Origin of the sequence: Anatilimnocola aquadivae (assembly GCF_049819085.1) — a bacterium.
Lineage (GTDB): Bacteria > Planctomycetota > Planctomycetia > Pirellulales > Pirellulaceae > Anatilimnocola.
Map to the genome: position 1 here is coordinate 6454176 of NZ_CP187419.1, position 23309 is coordinate 6477484.

Here is a 23309-nt window from a genome sequence, read left to right on the forward strand (position 1 = left end):
GGTAGTGCAAAAGCCAATAAACCCCCTCCGCAGGGGCGGGGGCGAGGGAGTGAAGACGGGGAAAGTAACTGGCTTCGAACTTCGAACTAAGCGCGCCAGCGGTCTTGCCAGACGCAGCCGGCCCAGGACCAGCCGACGCCGAAGCCGATGAGCATGTTGCGCATGTTGCGGGTGAGCTTGCCTTTTTGGCGCAGCGAGTCGATGAGAATGGGCAAGGTTGACGAGACGGTATTGCCGCATTGCTCGAGAGCCATCGGCATCCGCTCTTCAGCGATGCTGAGGCGTTCTCGCAGTTGGTCGAGCATTTTGCGAGTGGCTTGATGAAACAGATATAGGTCGATGGCGGGCTCGGTGAGGTTTGCGGCTTGCAGAATGTCGTCGACCAATTGTGGCACAGCGCTGACCGTGAAGTTGATCAAACTGGGGCCGTCCATGTAGAGCGCGCTCTCCCACCGCTGACGATGGCGAGGCTTGATGCAATCCGACTGCGGACGATTGCCGCCGCGCGTCACCAGCAGCGTGTCGGCACCGGTGCCGTCGGTACCAAACTGAAATGCGGTTAGCGAAGGTTCGCTGGCGGCTTCGACGAGGGTCGCTGCGGCGGCATCACCAAAAATGGTGCGCAGGCTGCGATCGCCTTCGTGGATGTACTTGCTGTAGGTCTCGGCAGTGATGAGCAGCACGCGCTTGATCGAGCCGCTGCGAATCAGGCCGTCGGCGAGCGACAAGCCATACACGAAGCCGGAGCAACCAAGATTGAAATCGAGCGCGCCAATGTTGGTTCGCAGGCCGAGCCGATCTTGCACCAGGCAGGCCGTGGTCGGCAGCGGATAGTCGGGCGTTTGCGTGCAGAGCAGCACGAAGTCGATGCTCTGGGGATCGATGTTGTGCTCAGCGAACAGCTTCTGGCAAGCCTTCACGGCCAGATCGGAGGCACATTCATCGGGCGCTGCGATGTGCCGGGCGGCGATGCCGGTTTTCTCGAAGATCGTATCCATATCCCAGCCGGGATAGGCCGCCTTCAACTGAGCATTCGTCTCCACCCGTTCCGGCAGATGGATGGCGATAGGACCTACCGCTGCGTACTTCACGTTCTCAGGTTTCCTTCGCCAGTTTTCCGCCGCGTGCCACTTCTGCCACCGCTTCCGTCTGGGATCTGCGGGAGCGAATTCTGCCCGCAGGCCAATCGCTCAACCTTAACGGGGATAGCGAGTTGGGTCAATTGGAGGAAGGTAGTCAACGCACCCGTCAGACAGCAAATGCATGCTGGCAGACTGCTTGCCGGCAGACTATCCCAGCAGCTTGGCCCCGTGCATTTCCTGACAGCTGGTGACGATTCGCTGGATGATGCCATCGGCCTCTTCGCCGGTCAGGGTGCGCTCGGCAGATCGCAGCTGAACCGAGAACAGGAGCCGCTTTTTGCCGGTGCCGTCTTTCTCGGCATCGCGATAGGTATCGAGGTACGAGATGCCTTGCAAGCGTTCGCCGGCCGCTGCCTTGACCGTGGCGGCCAACTGGGACCAGCGGAGGGGTTCGTCGACGACCAGGTTCAAATCGCGAGCGATCGCCGGGAAGGAGATTTGCGGTTGATACTGAGGAGTGAGCACTGCCAGCGGCACCAGCGCGGCCAGGTCGAACTCGACGATGGTGGCCTCGCGCCGCAGGCCGAATTGCTTCAAGCCGGCGGGGGACAACTTGCCGAGATACCCGAACCGCTGACCGGCGAGTCGCAGTTCGCTGGCTTGATCGGCGAGCAACAGCGGGTGGCGATAGTCGACCACTTCGAGATGCAATGCGGGATTCACCCGGGCGAGCACGCTTTCGACGACACCCTTGAGCGACAGGTAGTCCTGCCCGCTGACGGCGGCCAGCGACCATTGCTCATGCGGCAAGCTGTTTTGCAACGGCAGATAGATGCGGGCCGTTTCGAACAACTGGCTGGTATCGCAGCCCAGCGATTCGTTCAGGCGGCGCGATTCGAGCAGGCTGGGGACGATGCTGCGACGCAAGCGATCGGCACCCTTGAGCATCGGCTGATTGCAGACGAGCGAAGCAGCATGCGTCCAGGGACTGAAGGCGTTCGACCAGGCTTCGCTGACGACGCTCGTGGTGAGTGCTTCGTCGAAGCCCGCAGCGGTCATCACGTGCCGCACCTTCTGCAGCACGCGGTCGTGGTCGCTCTTGTGCGAGGGAGCCATCGGCACGCCGATGTCTTCGGGAATCTTGTCGTAGCCGTGAATACGGGCGGCCTCTTCGATCAGGTCGATCTCGCGGGTGAGATCTCGCCGCCAGGTCGGAGCGGTCGCAGTCAGCGAAGTGGCATTCACGCTGCTGATGGCACAACCGAGTGCCGCCAGAATGCGCTGCACTTCCGCCGCCGGAATCTCGATGCCGAGAATCCGCTTCAACTGCGACAGTCGCAGCACGATGGGCTGGGGCGCGGGAACCTTCGGCCCGAGATCGATGACACCGGGAGCGAGTTCGCCGCCGGCAAGTTGCAGGATCAATTCGCAGGCTCGCAGGCTGGCCCAATCGACGCCGGCGGGATCGGTGCCGCGCTCGAACCGGTACGAAGAGTCGCTGGCCAATTTCAACTTGCGCGAAGCACCACGGACGGCCAAAGGAGCGAACTGAGCGGACTCGATCAGCACATCGACTGTGTCGGGCCCGACTTCTGTTTCTCCACCGCCCATCACACCGGCCAGAGCCACGGGCCGCGCAGCATCGGCGATGACGCACATCTCGCTGCCGAGCGTGTAGGTCTTGTGATCGATGGCGGGGAACTGCTCTTCGTGATTAGCGCGGCGAACGATGATTTGGCCACCGGCCAGTTTGCGAAAGTCGAAGGCATGCAGCGGCTGGCCACATTCCATCAGCACGTAGTTGGTCACGTCGACGACATTGTTGATCGCCGGCTGGCCGATGGTCTGCAGTCGCTCGACGAGCCAGGCGGGGCTTGGCTTCACCTTGACGCCGCGAATCAGGCGGGCCGAATAGCGCGGGCAAAGTTCCGGCGCGTCGATCTGAATCTTGACCGATTTCTCAATCGGCTCGCCAGCGGACTTGGGTGCTGGCTGCGGCACTTTCAATTGCTGGCCGAGCAACACGGCCGCTTCGCGCGCGACGCCGATGTGCCCGAGGCAATCGGGCCGATTGCTGGTGACTTCGAGGTCGATGCAGAAGTCACCGGGGACGCCTGCTGCTGGTTCGGTCGATTCGTGATTCAGCCCCGCCATCATCAGTCGCTGCGTGAGTTCCGCAGGCGAGACCGTGAGCGTGACGTATTCTTGCAGCCATTTCCAAGAGACAAGCATGAGTCAAATTTCCGTCGTGACGATCGAGTGTTCGTGTTGGTTGAAGGGTGGGGCCCACCAAGTGGAAGGACCGTATCGAATCGCAAGTCAGGCCCCTCACCCCTACCCTCTCCCCGGAGTACCGAGGAGAGGGAGTAAGAGCGAATTGCCCCCAGCCCCTAGCTCCCAATTCCCAGTCCCCTGCCTAAAACTGTTCCAAAAAGCGGACGTCGTTCTTGTACAACTCGCGGATGTCGGTGATGCCGTGGCGGCGCATGCAGAGGCGTTCGATGCCGAGGCCAAAGGCGAAGCCGCAGACTTCTTCGGGATCGTAGCCAACCGCCCGCAGCACGTTCGGGTCCACCATGCCAGCGCCGCCGAACTCCATCCACTTGTCTCCCCAACTCATGTCGACTTCCACGCTGGGCTCGGTGAACGGAAAGAACGACGGTCGGAAGCGAACGTGCACATCGCGGCCGAGGTAGGTCGTCGCGAACATTCGCAGCACGCTCTTGAGATCGGCGAGCGTGACATGCTTGTCGATGAGCAGGCCTTCCATCTGATGGAACATGGGGAAGTGCGTTGCATCGGCTTCGTCGGGACGATAGACGCGGCCGAGCGAAATGATGCGGACCGGCGGCTTGGTCGTCTCCATCGTACGGATTTGCACGGTGCTGGTTTGACTGCGAAGCAGCATGAGCCCGCTGGGCGAAGTGGGCTTGGTCGTGGCCGAGTGCGAGGCAGCGGTCGTTGGCTGCGTGGCTTCGGCCACCTGCAGGTAGAAGTTGTCGAGCGGGTTTCGGGCCGGATGTTCTTGCGGAATGTTGAGTGCTTCGAAGTTGTGCCATTCGTCTTCCACTTCTGGCCCTTCGGCGATCGAGAACCCCAGCCGTCCCATGATGTCTTTCAGTTCATCGATGGTCTGCGAAATGGGATGCAGCCGGCCGATCCGCGGGCGAATGCCAGGCAAGCTGATATCGAAGCGGGCAGCATGCGGATCGACGACTTCGCCGGTGGCTTGCTTCTGCTGGATCTCGGCGAAGGCAGCTTCGATGGCTTGCTTCACTTCGTTGAAGCGTTTGCCGGCACCGGGCTTATCGGGTCCCGTGACTTGCCCAAGTCCCTTTTGGGCAGCCTTCAAGCGGCCGCTCTTGGCGCCGAGAAATTCGATGCGGGCCGCTTCGAGCGCGTCAGCCGATTTGGCAGCCGCGAACGCGCTGTGGGCATCGGCCAGCAGCTGATCCAACTCTTGTAAGAACTCGGGCAAAGCCATGCCGGGCAAATCCACCTACGAGTGAACGATGAGCCCCCTCGATTGCCTTGCGGCGGGAGATCTGGGGCGGGAAGCGAAGCCTCCTATCTTCCCGGCAGGGGCTGTTGGCGACAAGGTGAGGATGCGGTTGGCAGCCGCAAAAATGTGCCACTAACGCAGCACGATCGGCAACGAGGGGAGGTCCTTCGACTTTGGAATAAACTCGGGAATCTCGACGTCGGCGATGCCCACGCGAATGCGGCTGATCATGGTGTTGCGCACGTTCTCGTCGCTGACATCTTGCTTGGCCAGTTCCGCGAGAGCTGGCCCCAAGATTCTCTTCTGCCACAGGGGCTGGGCATTTCCATCCTGCAGCAAGTCAATCGTCAGCGAGCCGAGAGCTTCGACGGCTGGGATTTCGCCGACGGTCGGTTCCGAAACCGTGGACTCGGTATAGCGCAACCGCAGCGAGGTCTTCGCTCCCTCCTTCACCTGAATGCCATCGCGATTCAAACGCGCGGTCATGGCCGCGTAGAGCCACTCGGCCGTGACCTTCGGATCGCTTTGCACCTTGCCCAGTTCCAAACGCAGCGCCACGGAAGTGCCCGAGGTGAGCACGGCTCCTTCTTTGGCTTTGAAGGCGGCGACGGAGTCGCGAATCTCTTTCCAGGGAATCTTGAACATCTCGATCAGGCCAGGCTTGGCGGGAAAGGTGCCGAGCAAATGATCGGCATCGTGCACGGCGACTTGCAGATCCTGAGCGAACTTCTCCTTGATCACAATCACGTTCATCCCCGACTCGCGGTCGTGCACAAAGTTGCCGACGAGCCAGGCATTGCGATCGGGAAACCACTCCAGCCGCTCTTCAGAACCCGCGCGGCGAAGGTCGCCGGGCAAGGCACCAATGCGGCTCACTTTGCCGGCGGTATTCCAACAGATGAGACGTGCCGAGGGATGCGTCGAGACCATCGCCAGTTCTTGAGAGTCGGGAGCGAAGGCCAGCGATTGCATCCAGGCCAGAGTAAACACGGCTTCGTTGTCCGGGTCTGCCATCACGGCGGCCTGCTTGCCATCGGACAGCCGAAACACGGTCAGCCTGCGACGCACTTCGATCGCGATGTACTTGCCGTCAAGCGTGATCGCATGGTTGTCATCACGCAGGCGGGCATCACCAAAAGTGAGCGTACGCAGATGAGCGCCGGTGGTGGTATTGAACGAGTCGAGAGTCGGCTCCGATCGTCCGCCGACGTAGAGCGTGTCGTTGGAGAGCAAAACCATGTCAGCAAACTTATTGGGGTCGCCCAGGACTTTGAACTTTTGCTTGCCAGTGCGAGTATCCCAAACCAGCACTTCGGTATCTTGCTGATTGGGAGACTTGCTCGAGGCGGCAAAGGTCAAACCATCGGGCGAGAGGACTTTGTGTCCTCGCTTTTCATAGGTCCCTTCCAGTTCGGCCACACTGCGATTTTCGGCGATGTTCCAAGCCTGATTGCCGACAATGAGAGTCGGGCAACCCAAGGGCCCCAGAGTGATCTCGTCTTTGTTGCTGACCGGAATGCTGAGCGGGCCGGAATTGTCGGTGCCAAACTCGGGCCGGATCGGTTTGGGCGCAGGCACGGGATCTGTAGTGGTCGACTCAAACGGGTTGATGGAGGCTAGAGTGGGCGGATCGTTCTTGGCGAGCTCGGTTGGCGTTGGCGATGTTGGAGTGACTTCCTGCTGCGGAGTTACTGCCGGTTTGAACTCGGGCGGTGGCGCGACGGGAGGAGCCACTCGCACCGGCGGTGGTGGTGCCGGAATGGTGCGATTTGGTTGCTCGATGGGAACCACCGGTTGTGGCGCCGGTTTCACCGGTTCTACGACAGCAACGACCGGTACGTTGTCGCCACCTCGCGGCCGCTTCATCGCCTTGAACGAGATAAACGCCAGCACGATCAACAGTGCATACGCGCCAACACCGGCCAGCGCCAAGTTTGCGTACAACTCGGACGAACCTTGCACCGCAGGTGGCACAGCCATACCCGCTACGGGCAACAACTGTCCTGGAGGCGGCGCAGGAACTTGCATCGGCACGCCGCACGTTTGGCAAATCGTGGTGCGACCGCCCCAGGTGATGGGCACCGGGTATTGCTTGTTGCACTGCGAACACTGACATACCAATTGCATGTCGTCACATCCTGGAGAAGGGATGTCGAGATCAACTATCGACGAGGCAACAGCTTTTATAACCGGCACAGTTGGCGAATAGAACACCAAGGGAAGATTTCGTTCGACCGCTCAAATGTCGCCGTTATACTGTCCGAGCGTGGGTACAGATCACATCATTGCCAAGTTACTGAACAAAGCAAACAGGCAACAAGACTGAGGGCCAAACGCGAAATAACTTCCTTTGGTACTGTCGCATGATAATCTGAAGGGGGGCATGGAGTCAGTCACAGGAGGGCTCAACGATGAAGGTTTATCGGGCAACGGTCGAGCGGCAGATGGTGAAGGTGTATGGGGCGTTATCCGAGAAGGATCGGCGACGCTACGCGGCGGTCGAAGCGGTGAAGCTCGGGCATGGCGGTGTGCAGTACATCGCCGATTTGTTTGGTTGCGATCCCGACACGATTCGCCACGGCGCGGAGGACATCGAGCAGCTGCCGGAGGACGAAGCTGCGGGACGCGTTCGCAAAAAAGGGGAGGCCGAAAGCCAGCTCAGCGTTGCGCAACCGGAAATCATTCCTGCAGTGGAAGCCCTGATCGAGCGCGACACGGCCGGTTCGCCCGTCGACGAAAACATTCGCTGGACGAACCGCTCGGTTCCTGAATTGGCGGAGGAGTTGCAAGAGCAAGGCTTTGAGATTGGTCCCGATGCGTTGCGGCGAATCTTGTTCGACGAGCTTGGTCTCTCGCGGCGACAGGCGTACAAGGACGAAGCGGCGTGTGAGTTTGAACATCGCGACGAGCAGTTTCAATTCATTGCCAAGCTCCGCGCCAAGTACGAGCGGAACGATTGGCCGGTGCTGAGCATCGACACGAAAAAGAAGGAAATTCTCGGCGATTTCTTTCATCCGGGCCGAGCGATCACCGATGGCCGCGTGGTCGTGCAAGATCACGACTTCGTGACTGCCGAGCAACGACTCGTTCCTTACGGCGTGTACGACACTCGCCGCAACGAAGCGTTCATGTACTTGGCCCGCGGCGCCGACACCAGCGAACTCGCTTGCGATGCGATCCGTCGGTGGTGGGAGCGAATGGGTCGGGAACATTACTGGTACGCGCCGCGACTGTTGTTGCTGTGCGACTGCGGCGGCAGCAACGGGTGTCGCCAGCATCGCTTCAAGGAAACGCTATGCCACCTGGCCCATGATCTGCGCTGCGACGTGCAGGTGGCTCACTACCCGCCGGGCTGTTCGAAATACAATCCCATTGAGCATCGCCTCTTCTGTCACGTCTCGCGCGCGATCAAGGCCGTGGTGCTCAAGACCATTCAAGTTGCGCGGAACTTTATCGCACGCACTCACACGACGCACGGACTGCATGTCGTCGCGGAAGTTGCCCGCCGGATGTATCAGAAGGGAATCAAAGCCAGCCAAGCCTTCCTCGATCACAATCCCATTCGCTTCAATAGCTTTCCTGCCCCAACTCAACTACACAGCGCCCGCCTTCAACCCGCTATGATCAAAAGCCGAAGTTATTTCGCGTTGGGTTCTGACTGACAACGGCGTTACACTTCACCTCGTCACGAATATTCAATAGGTACCGCAAATGCCACTAACTCCCGAGTTTCTAGACATTGTTAAGTCTGGTAACGAAACGGCGATCGACAAGGCGTTCTTCGAGGGCCACTACCCGGAAGTCTTTCACGTTGATTGGAAAGAAGACGACGCGGACATTGTCAGCTATTGCGCAGAGTCCTTGAGGCTCGACGATCTATCAGCCGTGTGGAACGAGGACCAAGACGTTCTCACAGTGATCTATCGTGGCAAGGAGAACGTGGTGCCACTTCAGCTCCATGGTGGTGATCGCTACATCACTATCTGTACATTGAACAAGTTGCTCGAACCTGACTATGAAATTCGGTATATGGTCTGCTCGCATGGCAGCGACACCGGCGGTTTTGTCGCTCTCAGCAATTCCGAATGGCAACAACTGGAAGCGGCGAACGCCGTCGTCGCCGCCGAAAACTTTATCAATCCCGGCTGGCTTCCCGACATTTTTATGGATCTAACCGACGATCACCTGCCTCCCGCTGCACTTGCTCGCCACAAGCGAATGGTGAATCGGCATCGATAGGGCGAACAGCTATTCCTTCAGCGATGAGTTCAACTGCAGCAGCGAGGAAGACCCTGTCTCACTCTTCCGACTCGGGCAACTTCCGCAGCCGCTCGCACAACCAGAACTGTTACCAGGCACGATGTATTTTCTGGCGCGCAGCAAAAGCGAGATGCTGGCCGACATCACAATCGCAGCAACGATCAGGTTTTGAATGTTCAGGATCTCGTTCATCACTCACCATCCCAGCCAGGTGCCGCCTTGATAGGCGATGAAGGCCCCGACGTAAGCGAGGCTGGTCATGTAGACGAACGTGAACACAGGCCACCAGTAGGAGCCTGTTTCTCGCTTCATGATGGCCAGCGTCGAGGCACACTGGGCACACAGGGCGAAGAAAACCATGACGGACAAAGCCACCGGAATGTTGAACACAGGGCGGCTGGTTCCTGCCCATTTGGCGTCACGCAATTTCTGGCGCAGTGGTTTCGATTTTTCGTCCTGACCATCTCCTAGGCTGTAGATGGTTCCCAGGGTGGCCACGATGACCTCGCGCGCGGGGAGGGAAGCAATGGCGGCGCAGCCAATCTTCCAGTCCCAGCCCAAGGGGCGAACCGCTGGTTCAATCGCTTTGCCCATTTGGCCGAGAAAGCTGTTTTCCAGATGCGATGCCGCGATGTGATTTTTCACCTCGTCTAACTCCGCTTCCTTGGCCGCGAGTTGCTCCTCAGCGGGAGTGAACTTGGGTTCTTCGCCCTCTTTGGGGGCGGGCTTGGCAGCGAGAATCGGTTCGATCTGCTCCGTCAGCAACGCGACTTCCGTCGCCAGTGCCTGCTTGCGCTCCATTGCCACGCGAATCGGCTCGGTGGTTGTCCGGGGATAATAGGCCAGGGCCCACACCACGACGGAGACCGCCATAATGAGTGTTCCGGCGCGGTAGATAAAGGCCCAGCCTTGCTCGAGCATGCGGGAGACGACGATCCAGATACCGGGGAACTTGTAAGTCGGCAGTTCCATCACAAACGGCGGTGTCGGCCCGCGAAGGATAGTTTTCTTAAGCAGCCAAGCCACGCCGATTCCCGTGATGCTGCCCACGGCGTACATGGCGAACATCACCAGGCCCTGCAGCGAGATGATGCCGAACAGCCAGGATCGCTCGGGGATGAAGGTTTCGACAAAGAGGATGTAGACCGGCAAACGGGCACTGCAACTCATCAGTGGAGCGACCAAAATGGTGACGAGCCGGTCGCGACGATTCTCGATTACGCGTGCTGCCATGATGCCGGGAATGGCGCAGGCAAACGACGAGAGGAGCGGAATGAAGCTCTTGCCGCTGAGGCCGACGCGGACCATGAGCTTGTCCATCAGGTAGGCCGCGCGGGCCATGTAGCCGCAGTCTTCCAAAATGGCAATGAACAAGAACAGCAGCATGATTTGCGGGACAAAGACAATCACACCGCCGACCCCGGCAATCACGCCGTTGATCAGCAGAGACTGCAGCGGTCCCTCAGTGGTGAGCGTTCCAACCCAACCGGCGAGCAGTCCGTTCAAGGCATCGACCAGATCACCACTCGGCCCGGCGATCCACGAGACCGCTTGAAACAGCACGAACATCACGAACAGAAAGAACATCGTTCCCGTGAACCAGTGCGTCAGCAGGCGGTCGACACGATCGCTGAACGTAGCGGTTCGCTTCGTCGGCCGCGTAACTGCCGGCTTAAGCACAGCGGCCGCCCATTGATAGCGGGCCATCGCCTCGACGGCTGGAACTGGCGCGCCGGCCTTCGCGAGGCGTTCTCGTGCGGGACCAAGCGCCGCAAGAATCTCGGCCGACACGCCGGGCAAGTTGGCCGAGGCGAGATAGCCGCTGGTATCGAGCAGTAGTCGTTCTGCCAGGTAGCGGGGAAGACTCTCGTCGCTCACCAACTGTTCCAGCTTGGTGACTTCCGCTTGAAAGGCCGGCGGAAAGGGACTCTCGATCTTCGGCGGCGATTTCTCGGCCGCCTTCGACAATGCCTGCTTCAGCTTGTCGAGCCCAATGCCGCGATGAGCTTGAACGGGAATGAACTCCACCGGTACTTGCGTGCTCAGTTTGTCGAGTTGAATCTTCAGCCCACGTTCTTCGGCCAAGTCCATCATGTTGACAGCAACGACTGTCGGCAGGCCAAGCTCCAGAACCTGGCTGAGCAAGTAAAAGTTCCGCTCGAGGTTGCTCGCATCAACGATGCACATCACCACATCGGGGCGAGGTTCCGTCGCCACTCTTCCCAGCAACACATCGACGGCAACCATCTCGTCCGGCGAGCGTGGCGCCAAACTGTACGTGCCTGGCAGATCGATCAGGTTGAATTTTCGGCCATGAAACTCAGCTTTGCCGGTCTTCTTCTCAACCGTCACGCCCGGGTAGTTGCCCGTTCGAACACGACCACCCGAGAGCGCATTAAAGAGCGTCGACTTGCCCGTATTCGGGTTGCCAATCAGAGCGACCGTCAAAGCTCGTGTCGCAGACGATGTTGCCGTAGCCGTCATGAATTGCCTGTCAATGTGCCTGTCGCGCCACGATCCTCCCTAGCAAGCCAGTTGGCTTGAGAGGTCGGAGAAGGATCGAATTATTTCCTGGGTTAGCGTCGTACCCGGTCGACGCTCCGGCCGCACGCACACCACCATTTGAATTGGGTTCAACTCCGGGGATATCTTCATCGTTCCAGACCACTCAACAAAACCTTGGCGACCTGCCTCGACCTTTCCAGTGAGGCACTCAACGAAAGGTCTCGCCCAATTCCAGCCGGTAACAAAGAGAACTCTCTTTGGCTGCCAGATCTCAATTTCTGCCGCCAAGTGCCGTTCGCATGCAGATTGTTGGGCAGCACAAAGTGAGTTACTCGGATTGCCCCCCATCCACGGTGCAACTTTGTACAAGTTGGACCAGATCAGTCGGTTTGGCCACCGTGCCTCATCGTAACCCGGCAGTTCGCGAGAGACCGATTTCATGAGGCGGCAAAAGGATGATCTTCTCCAATTCCATTCCTTGGGATCGCGAGTCATGGTGACCCAAGTCATGGGACAATCTGGACCGGCAATGATCGGATTTACGACGTCCTGAATGATCTCGCTCCGCTGTGCGGCGCCCTGAGTTTGAGAGATCGGCCAGCCTTTGATCCATCCGTTGACGGCTCGTCCAACCACCATCAACTCGTTGGTCGATTCCAGGCCTCTGAGCGGAAAAAATGTCGTTAACCAGTTGGCTTCCAGCGAAGGATCTGGCGAGCCATACGTGTGGAGTTGAGAAATCGATTGCAACAGTTCGTCGTGAATTGATCGCAAACGATCGAGACTAGGTTCGGACGTGTAGATGCTGCTAATCATTCGTTGGCGATCATCCGCACTGCGAAAAGGTATTGCTTGACCCGCTCTAGCCGGCCATGATTTGCACGCGTGATGCTTCTGTCTTACGCAGGCTGAGCCGGTATCCCCGCACGTCAATCTCGAGCGGATCGCCCAGCGGCGCGGTTCCCAAAATGGTGAAACCCGTGCCCGGCACGAGCCCCATTTCCATGAGCCTGATGCTGATTTCGTCGATGCCGTCGATTGCAGCCACACTGCCGCTCTCACCGACCTTCAGGTCCGCGAGCGTTTTCACTGGCCTGCTCCCAACTCCGCGGATCCCGGCCGCACCATCACCTGAAACATGCTCGCTCCCCGCAAGCAAACGGTGCTGGCCAGCAGCTTGACTATGCAGGCATCGTCCTGTTGAACCATCTCCACCCAGGCACCAGGCTGCAGCCCCATTTCGTGCAATCGCTGCACGTCGTCAGGCGCGCCGAGCAACTGGTCGACATGAGCCTCCTGACCAGGCTGGAGCATTTGCAGCGGAATGATGTCGACCACGGCGAGTCACTTGTGCGTGCGGCGGGAGGGAAAGGCGAGAGAAACGCAGCTCGCCTATGCCTATTGAGACTCAGTTTCAGCGAGGACTTGTATCTTAAGTGACCCGCGACTCGAAGGCAATTGCCGCCCAAGAAACAAACCGAGCGAGCCAAACCCGAAAGTCCGCTCGCTCCAATTTGTGCTTCGACCAACCATTCGGCTAATCTCGTGAACCAGCCTTGGTGATCAACTGAATGAACTCGGCATTGGTCTTGAACTTGCCGAGTTGCTTGGTCAGTTGCTCCATGGCATCGACGGGATTCATCGACGACAGGGTGCGACGCAGCATGGTGATGGCGTGCAGCACTTCCGGCGGCAGCAGCAATTCTTCGCGGCGAGTGCCGGATTGTTGCACGTCGATCGCGGGGTAAACGCGACGTTCGGCCAGCTTGCGGTCGAGCACCAGTTCCATGTTGCCCGTACCCTTGAACTCCTGGAAGATCGCGTCGTCCATCTTGCTTTCGGTCTGGATGAGCGCGGTACCCATGATGGTAACCGAGCCCCCTTCTTCGAAGGCACGAGCCGTAGCAAACAGCTTCTTGGGGATGTCCATGGCACGAGTGCCGAGACCGCCCGATTGAATGCCGTCGCCCCGCTTGTTGCCCACGTACTTGTTGAAAGCACGAGCCAGACGCGTGATCGAATCAAGCAGCACGAAGACGTCTTGCCCCATTTCGGCCAAACGCTTGCAGCGTTCGATGACGAGTTGAGCCAGACGAACGTGACTTTCGATGTCGTTATCGAGACTGCTGGCTACGACTTCGCCCTTCACATTGCGGCGCATGTCGGTGACTTCTTCCGGCCGCTCGTCGATCAGCAGAATGAACTGCTTCACTTCGGGATAGTTGGCCGTCATCGCCTGGCTGGCATGTTGCAGCAGGATCGTCTTACCGCTGCGAGGCGGAGCGACGATGAGTGCACGCTGGCCGCGTCCGAGCGGGGTCAGCAGGTCCATCACTCGCGTGGTGAGCGGAGTCGCGCCCGTTTCGAGGCGGAACCACTTATCGGGATTGATGGGGGTCTTCTGATCGAAATTCTTGATCTTCAGATAGTCTTCGGGCGCCATGCCATCGACATCGACGATTTCACGCAGGCGCGGCCCTTGCTGCTTGCGGGCAGGCTGGACGGTTCCCTTAATGATCACGCCTTCGCGCAGACCAAACCGCTCGATCATCGTGCCAGGCACAAACGGGTCGGAGCGTTCGCGGTTGTAGAAGTTCTCGGGGCTACGCAAGAAGCCGTAACCGTTGGGATGCATTTCGAGCAGGCCAAAACCTTGCTCCAACTGTATCTCCGCGCCAGCAGGCACAGGATAGGCACCACCCGCACCGGCAGGAGCGCCGTTGTAGCCATCGGGAGCAGCTTCGCCGCCAAAGGGAATTTCGCCGGGAATGCCGGTGTCGTCACCGGGCAAAGGACGGCGTTCGCCACCTTCACCGCCAGGACCGCCGGGCGGGCCACCTTGGCCTGGAGGACGACGTCGGCGTCGCGAACGGTTTCCACCGCCGCCACCTCCTCCTCCGCCGCCGCCGTAGCCATTGCCACCGCCGCCACCGTAACCACCACCTCCGCCTCCACCGCCGTAGCCATCACGGTCGCGGTATCCACCACCGCCGCCGTAACCACCACCTTGCGAGCCACCTCGACCACCCGAGGAGCGAGGACGGAACTTCTTCTTGCCCATGCGTCACCAAAGAACTACGAAAACGAATCCAAGACGATGAGTGCTTTCTCAGCATAATGCTGCAGAAAGTACCGCTTTGTTATTTGCAATTAACTGCTGATTGCGTGATGATTTCTCGCCGGCAGGAGCGACCAAACTGCGTTCACCGGCCGCCCATTCCTTGGACAAAACCAGCCGCAACTCGGTGCGAAGCAAGCAATCTCAAGCAGGGACCGCAAAGTTTATCTGCGAGCCCGACGGCTTCCATCTGCGAAGGTGTGCAATCACACCGAAGTACCAAAGGACGGCTCATAGCCGGCCATGTAAGACAGCTCCAGCACCCGCTGAACACCTCTCTGCCCTGACTCGCCCAATCGCCGGCAGTTCCGAGCGGATGAGCGAAGTTCGCCGCATCTTGCTGGGAGGTACTGCTGGTTGTTTAACCGTTGCTGTTCAAACAGATGCTGCTAAAGCGATGCGCTGGCGTACCGGCGAGCTGGTCAGCAGAATTTCGTCAAAACGGCAGTGGAAATCCGTTGGCTTGGGTGACGTTCTGGGGCGGCCGCACCCTCTGCGGCCCTAGGGGAGAGAAGCGCTCTTACCGGCGAATCAATCGGACACTCGGGCATCGCCACAAGGCCTTCGATTCGACTGGCAGCCACAACTTTCGTTGCGACAAAGAGTACCGCTTACAAGTGAGACAGAAGTCGTTCTATGGCGAATCTTATTAAAGTGTTCGGCCATGTCAAGTCTGGAGTGGAGAGAATCCACCAGAATCTTGAGAAAAGGCGGCAAGTGGCGACCGACTCCCGCCGAGCTGGCTCGACTTAACCATCCAAAATCACATCCCTTTTGTCCAATAACCCGGCTCTCGCTTCGTCGGAAATTGCCGCCAAACATGCAGAAAATGCAACGCAGTAGTTGGTCAGCCACGAGGTTTTTGGACACGCTGCTCTTGCTCGCACCGCTCAAGTCAGTCCCCAACTTGTCCCAGACAACCCTAGCGCTGCATTTGCGATCCCACTGCCGCCGGCGAATTTTGATAACTTTTTCGCACACAATTTCATTCCTCACTTCCTCACACAAACCACTTTCAGATCTCAACTTACGACAACCACAAGCAGTCATCACCCCGCCAAGCTGATAACCGTTTGATAACCACCTTGTCTCCCAGTTCGGCAACTCGCTAACGGCGAGTAGGCACCCCTTGCAAGAACAACTCCGACAAAGCTATCTGACACACAACCAAACAACTTCAAATCAATCACTTTCCAGTCATACATCACGTCGTGACTAGTCTGGTCACTCGTGGGATAGACCTCCGACCTCCGACCTCCGACCTTCGACCTTCGACCTTCGACCTTCGACCTTCGACCTTCGACCTTCGACCTTCGACCTGAAATCTGCTCAATGTGTGATTCTTTGTCAAACGGTTCTCTGCAAGTCGTTTTCCTTTCCTGAGTAGGAATGGGAGCGTTCGCATAATCCGACTTCCTGCAGGTTTTGTAATGCTCGGCGTTCCGGTCGTACCGGTTACGCAGGCTGCCGCGCTTGCATCTTTGTAATGTGCGAAAAACACAGTGCAGGCCCGATATCGACTCCAGACGACTTGTTCCCTTCGCTCGGTGCAACCCGAGCATCTCAGGAGCGCTACTCGGATGAGTTGCCCACTTTGGAAAATCTTGCGGATTAGGTTCGGACTACCGACCATTCTGCTATTCAGTGGCTTTTGCTCAGCCACTACTTTGCGGGCCCAACAGCCCGTTTCACACCCGCCCCATGCTTACGATTCCATCGAAAGCATTCAGCAGGTCGATTTCGAACGGCCGCAATTCGTCTCGCAGGAGCCGCCGGCTGCTGATGAATACAACCTGCTCCTCCAGCGGTTGCAGATGACCGAGCAACGGCTGCAGCAGCTCGAACAACAGAGTGCGGCCGACCATCACTTGCTTGAGCACCAGCATCCCCATGCCGATGGCAACCCGCGAGTGCCGTCGAGCGAACAGCGCATGGATGCGCTTGAAAAAGCTCTCGGCAAAGATAAGAAGCCAACCTATCCCAGCGTACGGCTGACGGGCTTCTTTCATTTGGATCAGGGCTTCTTCAGCCAGGATGCAAACAATCGAGCGACGCTCGGCGACATTCAGGATGGCGTCGGTTTTCGCCGCGCCCGTCTGCAAGCAGTCGGCAGCGTCTCGGAGTTCACCAATTACTCGATCGAAATGGATTTTGGCGTTGCCGGTCGCCCCAGCTTTATGGACGTCTGGGGCGAACAAACGCACATTCCCTTTTTTGGCAATGTTCGCATCGGCCACTATCGCCAGCCGTTGACGATGGACTCGCTGACGCCCATCCGCCAATTGGAGTTTCTCGAGCGCTCATTGCCGTTTCAGGCCTTCGATCCCTTTCGCCGCGTCGGTGTGATGGCGTACGACAAATCAGAAAACGAAATGTCTTCGTGGGCCTACGGCGTCTACAAGACTGGCGGTTTCAACAACGGTCCGATTGGCGATTCTCGGTTTACCACCGACATCGGCGATCAAGGCGGCTACTCGTTTGCGATGCGCGGCACGCACTTGATGTATTACGACGAGGCGGCCGAAGGTCGCTATCTGTTTCACGTCGGTGGTCACGCCAACTTCAGCCAAATGACCGCCAGCCTGGCGAACCCAGTCCCGTACTATCAGGCGCAGGTCATTCCTGAGTTCTTCGTGGGCGATCCGGCGGGTGGCTTCTCAACTACGAACGGCACGCCCGCGTTCCTGAACACCGGTCGAATCGCTGCCGACTCTTACGGCTTTTACGGGATGCAAGCTGCTGGCCAATACGGCCCGGTCCACTTCCAGGCTGAGTATATGGCGACCAGTGTCAATCAGATCAATAACCCGAACGTGTTCTACGACGGCTACTACGTGCAGGCCGGTTACTTTCTCACCGGAGAGAATCGCGCCTACAACCGGATGTTCGGAGTCTTCGATCGCGTGACGCCCTACACCGACTTCTTTGCCCTGGGACGCAATGCCGGCTTCTGTGGCTGGGGAGCCTGGGAAGTGACGGCTCGCTGGAGCTACGTCAATCTGTTTGACCCCAACGCGGTGCCCCTGCCTGGGCAGCCAGTGCCACCGCCGCCGCCCAACGTGTTCCCCAACCCGGGCAACATGAACGAATCAACCCTTGGGCTGAACTGGTATTGGAACTCGTACTCCAAACTCCAGTTCTGCTGGATGCACTGCATGCTCAATGACGCTGCCACCGGTAGCAGCAATGCCGACATCTTCTGCAGCCGCTTTCAAGTCGAGTTCTAAACCGCAGCACACCAACCATCCAACATTCACGGAGGATATGCCATGGTTCTCTCTCGAAAACTGTTTCTCGTCGCTGCAGGTATGTGCCTGCTGGCTCCGCTGGGAGCGTGGGCCGTCGATAGCCTGGGTCACGCAGGTTGCTGCAGTCATTGCGGCTGCAACTGTGCCTGCGAAAAGGTCTGCCGCATGATTTGCGAAATGAAAGACGTCAAAAAGACCTGCTACACCTGCAAGTGCGAAGACTTCTGCGTCCCTGGCCCCAGTCGACGCTGCCAATCGGCCTGCGGCAACTGCGGCCATTGCAAGGATTGCCGCGAGGCTTCCTTTGTTCCCACTGCTGCGTACATCAAGACCAAGAAGGTGCCGGTCAAACACGAAACGATCGTAAAGAAGCCCACCTACCGCTTTGTCGTCGAGTACGTCTGCCCCAAGTGCGCGGGCTGCGCACCGAAGTAATTTCCAAGTGGATAGTCGAACCCGCGCGATACCAATGCTCGCGCGGGCGCTACTCCCCGATGATCTCCACCAGCACACGCTTTTTCCGGTGCCCATCGAATTCGAAATAGAAGATGTGTTCCCACGGGCCGAGGTGCAGTTTGCCCTCGGTAATGGCGACGACGACTTCCCGGCCCATCACTTGCCGCTTGAGATGAGCATCGGCGTTGTCTTCGCCGGTGCGATTGTGGTGGTATCGCTCGTCGGAAGCATCAAACGGCGCAAGCTTTTCGAGCCAGACTTCGTAGTCGTGATGCAGCCCGCCTCCAGCAAGCCGACGACGAAGCCCAAGCACATCATCCCGCCTGAACTTCGGGCCGTCTACGTTCAGCCATCGTCAAGGGCGTCTTTCCCCAACGACCACCTTGTACACCCAGGCTATCGTGCCTGCACGCCCTTCAAGGGCGTGGACGAATCTGCCGGTTGCATTCCTTGGCGGCCACGGTATCCGCACCATGCCGTGTTCTCCTGCTTCCCCAAGTTTGCAGTCAACCCAGGAAACCTCGTCTTTGGTTTTCGAGGCTTGAATGTGAAGATGGATCGGGGTCAGAGTTTGGTCGGAGATGATGATGCAGAGGCCGAAGATCTCGGCTTCTCCATCTCCGGTTTTGCGGGCGACAAGGGGGAGGAAACCGTCCAGACTCTCATGCTCCCATTCGGGGTAAGATGCACTGAGGACTTGCGGGAGGAAATACTCAAGACCACTGAAGAGTTTTTGAATCTGATCGGAGTGGGCAATACTCGCCCCATTCGGCAAATCTGCGAGAATCGTCCGCAGCCAGCGGCAGACCCACTCCTCTGCTTTCGACGCCATCATCTACCCCTCGTTCGTGAAAAAACTGCGGAGAACCCCGCTACTCCCCGATGATCTTCACCAGCACTCGTTTCTTCCGATGTCCATCGAATTCGAAATAGAAAATGTGCTCCCACGGGCCGAGGTGTAGCTTGCCCTCGGTAATGGCGACGACGACTTCGCGGCCCATCACTTGCCGCTTGAGATGGGCGTCGGCGTTGTCTTCGCCAGTGCGATTGTGGTGGTAGCGATCTGCGGATGGATCAAACGGCGCGAGCTTTTCGAGCCAGACTTCGTAGTCGTGATGCAGACCACTTTCGTTGTCGTTAATGAACACGCTCGCGGTAATGTGCATTGCGTTTACAAGCACGAGCCCATCCTGCACACCACTTTCGGCGACGAGGCGTTCGACTTCGCGATGGAGCGAAATGATCGCTCGCCGCTGGGGGATGTTCATCCAGAGTTCTTTGGTCAGTGTCTTCATGGGGGCTAGGAACTGGGGACTAGAAATTAGGGCGAATGCGGGGGAATCAGGACATCACTTCTGCCAGGTCTACCAGGCGGCTCTTTTCGCTGAGCGATTTGGCGGCGGCGTGAATGATGGCGGTGACTTCGAGGATTTCGTTGTGCGGCACGGGTTCGATGCCCGTTTCGAGCATACGGCGAAAGGCGTTGGCCATTTGCATCATCTGGTACGAGTGCCCCAGCCAATAGTTGCCATCGATGGCTGGCGTCCAGGTGTGCGTCTTCTTCGCGAAGTGGACTTTCGTCTCGCAGTACAGGCCGACAAGATCGGGCCGCCCGTACCAGACCTCGGCGGGCATCCGGTCGGCGTAGGTGAGCAGCGCGTGGCACGCGTTGTCTTTGGCGTACATGCTCACGCTTTCCACGCCAGGTCCGCACAAGGTTTCGACCATCCACACCGGATGTTGCCCATAGATGAACCACGAGGGAAGTGTCCAACCGCCGGCCTGACAGGCTTGGACAAATTGCAGCGGGCCGATGTCCTTGGTGGCCTTGAGTCGCAGAGCTTCCGCCGTGCCCCACTGATGCCGGAATAAGCTGGAAGACATCAGCTTGGCATTGTACTTTTTGGCGAGATCGAGAATTTGCTTCGTGCCGGCGACAGTCTTGCCGATCGGCTTATCGACGAACGAGGGCAAGCCCTTTTCGAGCGCCGGTGCAATCAGGTCGAAGTGATCGCTGCCGGTGCCCGAAGCATCGCCCAGCCACACGGCATCCACTTCTTGCACCATCTTCTCGACCGAGTCCGCCACTTGCACGCCCGGATACGCGCTGGCAAATAGCTCGGCGCTTGCGCGGTCGGCATCGTAGACATGCGTCAGCCGCGTGTTCGGAAACGGCATGAGATCGAAATTCAGCGCCGGGTTCCGGAAGTACTCGGCAAAGATGCGAACCGAGCCGGGATCGAGCGTCTTCTTGATGACGTCTTGATTCACTTCCGGATGAAACGGATGGCAGAAGTGCCAGGTGTGCCCATTCGTCCGCTGCGTTTTTCCCTCGATGCTCGCCGAGATCACGCCGATCCGAAAAACCTTGCCCGCCGCGGCCACTTCTTGCGCCGCGGCCTGCGCTTGAACTCCAGCGGCCAGCAAACCGGCGCCCGCCAGTCCAGCTGCACTCGTCAACCATTCCCGCCTGCTATTCATGGTGGCTCGCCTTCGCCGATGAGGGTAACTCCATTGGCAGCAGTATCCGAGCGCCGCCCACGGAAGTAAAGCAATTCCTGCTCTCCCTCTCTCCCAGCCACGCTGCAACCCCCTCGTCGCGCACCACAGCCCCAGTTAGCATTGAACCCATGAGTACCACACCAGGATTAACGGGCCTGCGCGTCGCTTCGCTGGAGAGTCGCAAGCAGGAAGAGATAGCGCGGCTGATCGAGAAATTTGGCGGCCAGCCGTTCTTGAGTGCCAGCCTGCGCGAAGTGGCAATCAGCGAGAATCGCGAAGCTATCGACTTCGCTCAGCGACTGGTCACCGGCGGCATCGACGTGATGATTCTGCTTACGGGTGTTGGCTTTCGGCACTTGCTTGCGGCCGTCGAAAAGCATGTCGACCGCCAACGCGTTTTGAACAGTCTCGCGGACATTGTCACCATCTGCCGCGGCCCGAAGCCCGTGGTAGCTATGAGCGAAGTCGGGCTCAAGCCGACGCATCGCGTCCCGGAACCAAACACCTGGCGCGAGTTGCTCGCGACCATCGACGGTGGCATTCCCGTCATCAACCAAAACGTCGGGCTGCAAGAATACGGCGTAACGAATCGCAGCTTGATTGCCGGTCTGGAAGCCCGCGGCGCGCGAGTGTTGCCGGTTCGTGTTTATCAATGGGAACTGCCCGTCGATATTGGTCCACTCGAAGCGAACATTCGAGCGATGGTCGCTGGCGAACGCGACTTGCTGATGTTCACCTCGGCCCATCAGGCAGTGAACTTGCTCCGCATCGCCGATCAATTGCAGCTACTTGAGCCATTGCGTGAAGCACTCAAAAAACTGGCCGTTGTTTCAATCGGACCTACCACCAGCGAAGCGCTCCGCGAGCATGACTTGCCGGTAGATATTGAACCCGAACATCCCAAAATGGGCTCGATGGTGCTGGCTGCCGCCGAACAGGTGGCCGACGTGCTGGCCCGCAAGCGTCGCCCCTCCATTTCGTTCACTGGTGCAGAGATGAACCCGCAACTCGATACGAAAGCGGCCTGGTACAACAGCCCCTTTATGAAGGCCTGTCGTCTGGAGCCCACCGACGTCACTCCCGTTTGGCTCATGCGTCAAGCAGGTCGCTACATGGAAGAGTACCGCCAGGTTCGCGGCCAGACGACCTTTCTGGAGCTGTGCAAAAATCCCCAGCTATGCAGCGAGGTCATGTGTACCGCCGTTCGCAAGTTGGGTGTCGACGCAGCGATCATTTTCTCCGACTTGTTGCCCATCCTCGAGCCGATGGGCCTCGAGTTGGAGTTTGCGAAGGGAGAAGGGCCGGTCATCTATAACCCCGTCCGGGCCCCCGCCGATGTCGACCGCGTGGAAGAACTCGAAGACCTGAGCGAGCTTGAATTCGTCTTCGAAACTGTTCGTCAAACGCGGGCGGACCTGCCCAGCGATTTGCCGCTGATCGGTTTTGCTGGGGCACCTTTCACGCTGGCCAGCTATACCATTGAAGGGGGCAGCAGCCGCACTTACCAGCACACCAAGGCGCTCATGTATCGTGATGAAGGAGCCTGGCGCACGCTGATGACCAAGCTGGCTCGCACTGTGACTCGCTATCTGAATGCCCAGATCAAAGCCGGCGCACAAGCCGTGCAGATCTTCGATTCCTGGGTGGGCTGCCTCGGGCCCGACGACTACAAGCGGTACGTGATGCCGTATTCGAAGATGATTATTGACGGCATCATTCCGGGCGTGCCGGTCATTAACTTCGCCGCGGGCAACCCGGCTCTGCTACCGCTGATCGCGCAGACGGGCGGTCATGTCATCGGCGTTGATTGGCGGGTGCGGCTCGACGACGCCTGGAAGACGGTAGGCTATGACCGCGCAGTGCAGGGGAATCTCGATCCGCTCGTGCTGCTGGGCGAGCAAAAAGAGATTCGCAAGCGCGTGAAGGAAGTCCTCGACCAGGCCGCTGGACGTCCTGGTCACATCTTCAATTTGGGCCACGGCGTTGTTCAACAAACGCCGGTCGAGAATGCTATTGCCATCATCGAGATGGTGCACGAACTGAGCCGGCGATAAAGCCGAGACTGCGTCTGCAGCATCGCTCGCCAACTGGGATCAATGCCAGCGGCAATCGCGAAAAGCCAGCAAGGTTTTGCGGGCGAGGCTTGAGTTTCGCGCAAACATCTGCAGCGAGAAATTGTCGCCGAAGAAGTCGCTGAAGCCTGCAAGTTTTTCCGCATGATGTGTGTTGACGAACCCCATTCGCCAGTCGCCAAAGCTACGCTCGGCGAGTTGGCCACTCATCAAGATCGAGACGTCTTCATGTCTTGGGTCTTGGCCGATCTTCTCGAAGAGCCGTTCTACCGCTTGTGTTGGACCTTCCAGCACTTGCAGGAAGCAGCGGTCGCGATAGACGAGCATACCCGTGATGCCCAACGGATGATTGTTGGAACGGGCTTTGGCCAGCAGCTCCTCTAGCTCGCGTTCGCTAAACTCGTGAGTGCTCAGGCTCAGATAAATGATCTGCCACAGCTTGCCTGCGGTGGTCGGCACCGGTGGATCGGACGAAACATCGACGGTCGCGCTAAGATTGACGCTCATAATTCCCACTCGAATCGCTGCCCCGAAAAGGCCTGCCGTCCAGCTTGAGTCAGGCCT

Annotated in this window: 20 protein-coding genes; 5 read left to right on the forward strand and 15 right to left on the reverse strand. The window is 58.6% G+C overall.

Annotation, left to right across the window (positions count from 1 at the left end):
- Nucleotides 1–86: 86 nt before the first annotated feature.
- From NA78x_RS25390 to NA78x_RS25405, 4 genes are all read right to left on the reverse strand, one after another.
- Nucleotides 87–1091: a 3-oxoacyl-ACP synthase III family protein gene (locus NA78x_RS25390; RefSeq protein ID WP_425615181.1), complete on the reverse strand. Its 1005-nt coding sequence runs from the start codon at nt 1089–1091 to the stop codon at nt 87–89.
- Nucleotides 1092–1289: 198 nt separating this feature from the next.
- On the reverse strand, nt 1290–3314 hold the full coding sequence (gene pheT, locus NA78x_RS25395) for a phenylalanine--tRNA ligase subunit beta (protein ID WP_425615182.1): 2025 nt from the start codon (nt 3312–3314) through the stop codon (nt 1290–1292).
- 184 nt (nt 3315–3498) lie between these two features.
- Entirely contained in the window at nt 3499–4566 is a 1068-nt protein-coding gene (gene pheS, locus NA78x_RS25400) for a phenylalanine--tRNA ligase subunit alpha (protein WP_425615183.1), read from the reverse strand.
- Nucleotides 4567–4716: 150 nt separating this feature from the next.
- Nucleotides 4717–6711 (reverse strand): WD40 repeat domain-containing protein, encoded by a 1995-nt coding sequence (locus NA78x_RS25405; protein ID WP_425615184.1) that lies wholly within the window; start codon nt 6709–6711, stop codon nt 4717–4719.
- A gap of 284 nt (nt 6712–6995) precedes the next feature.
- Here NA78x_RS25405 and NA78x_RS25410 point away from each other — a divergent pair, with 284 nt between their 5' ends.
- Together NA78x_RS25410 and NA78x_RS25415 are read left to right on the forward strand one after the other, a co-directional pair.
- Complete coding sequence (locus NA78x_RS25410; RefSeq protein WP_425615185.1) at nt 6996–8246, forward strand: ISAzo13 family transposase; 1251 nt, start codon at nt 6996–6998, stop codon at nt 8244–8246.
- Nucleotides 8247–8295: 49 nt separating this feature from the next.
- On the forward strand, nt 8296–8823 hold the full coding sequence (locus NA78x_RS25415; RefSeq protein ID WP_425615186.1) for a hypothetical protein: 528 nt from the start codon (nt 8296–8298) through the stop codon (nt 8821–8823).
- 9 nt (nt 8824–8832) lie between these two features.
- Here the strand turns inward: NA78x_RS25415 and NA78x_RS25420 are convergent, their stop codons facing one another.
- From NA78x_RS25420 to rho, 6 genes are all read right to left on the reverse strand, one after another.
- Complete coding sequence (locus tag NA78x_RS25420; RefSeq protein WP_425615187.1) at nt 8833–9036, reverse strand: hypothetical protein; 204 nt, start codon at nt 9034–9036, stop codon at nt 8833–8835.
- Between the two features lie 3 nt (nt 9037–9039).
- Nucleotides 9040–11328, reverse strand: coding sequence for a ferrous iron transport protein B (feoB, locus tag NA78x_RS25425; RefSeq protein ID WP_425615188.1), 2289 nt, complete (start codon nt 11326–11328; stop codon nt 9040–9042).
- A 39-nt stretch (nt 11329–11367) separates the two neighbouring features.
- The gene (locus NA78x_RS25430) at nt 11368–12165 is read right to left on the reverse strand and encodes a hypothetical protein (protein ID WP_425615189.1); all 798 of its coding nucleotides are present in this window, start codon (nt 12163–12165) and stop codon (nt 11368–11370) included.
- 46 nt (nt 12166–12211) lie between these two features.
- A complete protein-coding gene (locus tag NA78x_RS25435; protein ID WP_425615190.1) occupies nt 12212–12439 on the reverse strand; it encodes a FeoA family protein in 228 nt (75 codons plus the stop codon).
- The gene (locus NA78x_RS25440; protein ID WP_425615191.1) at nt 12436–12687 is read right to left on the reverse strand and encodes a FeoA family protein; all 252 of its coding nucleotides are present in this window, start codon (nt 12685–12687) and stop codon (nt 12436–12438) included. Before NA78x_RS25440 ends, NA78x_RS25435 begins: the two co-directional genes overlap by 4 nt.
- A 199-nt stretch (nt 12688–12886) precedes the next feature.
- Nucleotides 12887–14410, reverse strand: a complete 1524-nt coding sequence (gene rho, locus NA78x_RS25445) for a transcription termination factor Rho (RefSeq protein ID WP_425615192.1) — start codon at nt 14408–14410, stop codon at nt 12887–12889.
- A gap of 1637 nt (nt 14411–16047) precedes the next feature.
- Between rho and NA78x_RS25450 the strand changes: the two genes are divergently transcribed.
- On the forward strand, nt 16048–17694 hold the full coding sequence (locus NA78x_RS25450; RefSeq protein WP_425615193.1) for an OprO/OprP family phosphate-selective porin: 1647 nt from the start codon (nt 16048–16050) through the stop codon (nt 17692–17694).
- A 42-nt stretch (nt 17695–17736) separates the two neighbouring features.
- Entirely contained in the window at nt 17737–18150 is a 414-nt protein-coding gene (locus tag NA78x_RS25455) for a hypothetical protein (protein ID WP_425615194.1), read from the forward strand.
- A 49-nt stretch (nt 18151–18199) separates the two neighbouring features.
- On the opposite strand, the gene NA78x_RS25460 is transcribed toward NA78x_RS25455, so the two are convergent.
- From NA78x_RS25460 to NA78x_RS25475, 4 genes are read right to left on the reverse strand one after another with little or no spacing between them, the layout of a single operon-like run.
- Nucleotides 18200–18484: a secondary thiamine-phosphate synthase enzyme YjbQ gene (locus tag NA78x_RS25460; protein WP_425615195.1), complete on the reverse strand. Its 285-nt coding sequence runs from the start codon at nt 18482–18484 to the stop codon at nt 18200–18202.
- 42 nt (nt 18485–18526) lie between these two features.
- The gene (locus NA78x_RS25465) at nt 18527–19006 is read right to left on the reverse strand and encodes a hypothetical protein (protein WP_425615196.1); all 480 of its coding nucleotides are present in this window, start codon (nt 19004–19006) and stop codon (nt 18527–18529) included.
- A 37-nt stretch (nt 19007–19043) separates the two neighbouring features.
- Nucleotides 19044–19466, reverse strand: a complete 423-nt coding sequence (locus NA78x_RS25470; protein ID WP_425615197.1) for a secondary thiamine-phosphate synthase enzyme YjbQ — start codon at nt 19464–19466, stop codon at nt 19044–19046.
- A gap of 46 nt (nt 19467–19512) precedes the next feature.
- Nucleotides 19513–20652: a Gfo/Idh/MocA family protein gene (locus tag NA78x_RS25475; RefSeq protein ID WP_425615198.1), complete on the reverse strand. Its 1140-nt coding sequence runs from the start codon at nt 20650–20652 to the stop codon at nt 19513–19515.
- A gap of 149 nt (nt 20653–20801) precedes the next feature.
- On the opposite strand from NA78x_RS25475, the gene hemE reads away from it, so the two are divergent.
- Nucleotides 20802–22727, forward strand: a complete 1926-nt coding sequence (hemE, locus tag NA78x_RS25480) for a uroporphyrinogen decarboxylase (protein ID WP_425615199.1) — start codon at nt 20802–20804, stop codon at nt 22725–22727.
- Between the two features lie 39 nt (nt 22728–22766).
- On the opposite strand, the gene NA78x_RS25485 is transcribed toward hemE, so the two are convergent.
- The gene (locus NA78x_RS25485; protein ID WP_425615200.1) at nt 22767–23252 is read right to left on the reverse strand and encodes a BLUF domain-containing protein; all 486 of its coding nucleotides are present in this window, start codon (nt 23250–23252) and stop codon (nt 22767–22769) included.
- Nucleotides 23253–23309: the final 57 nt, after the last annotated feature.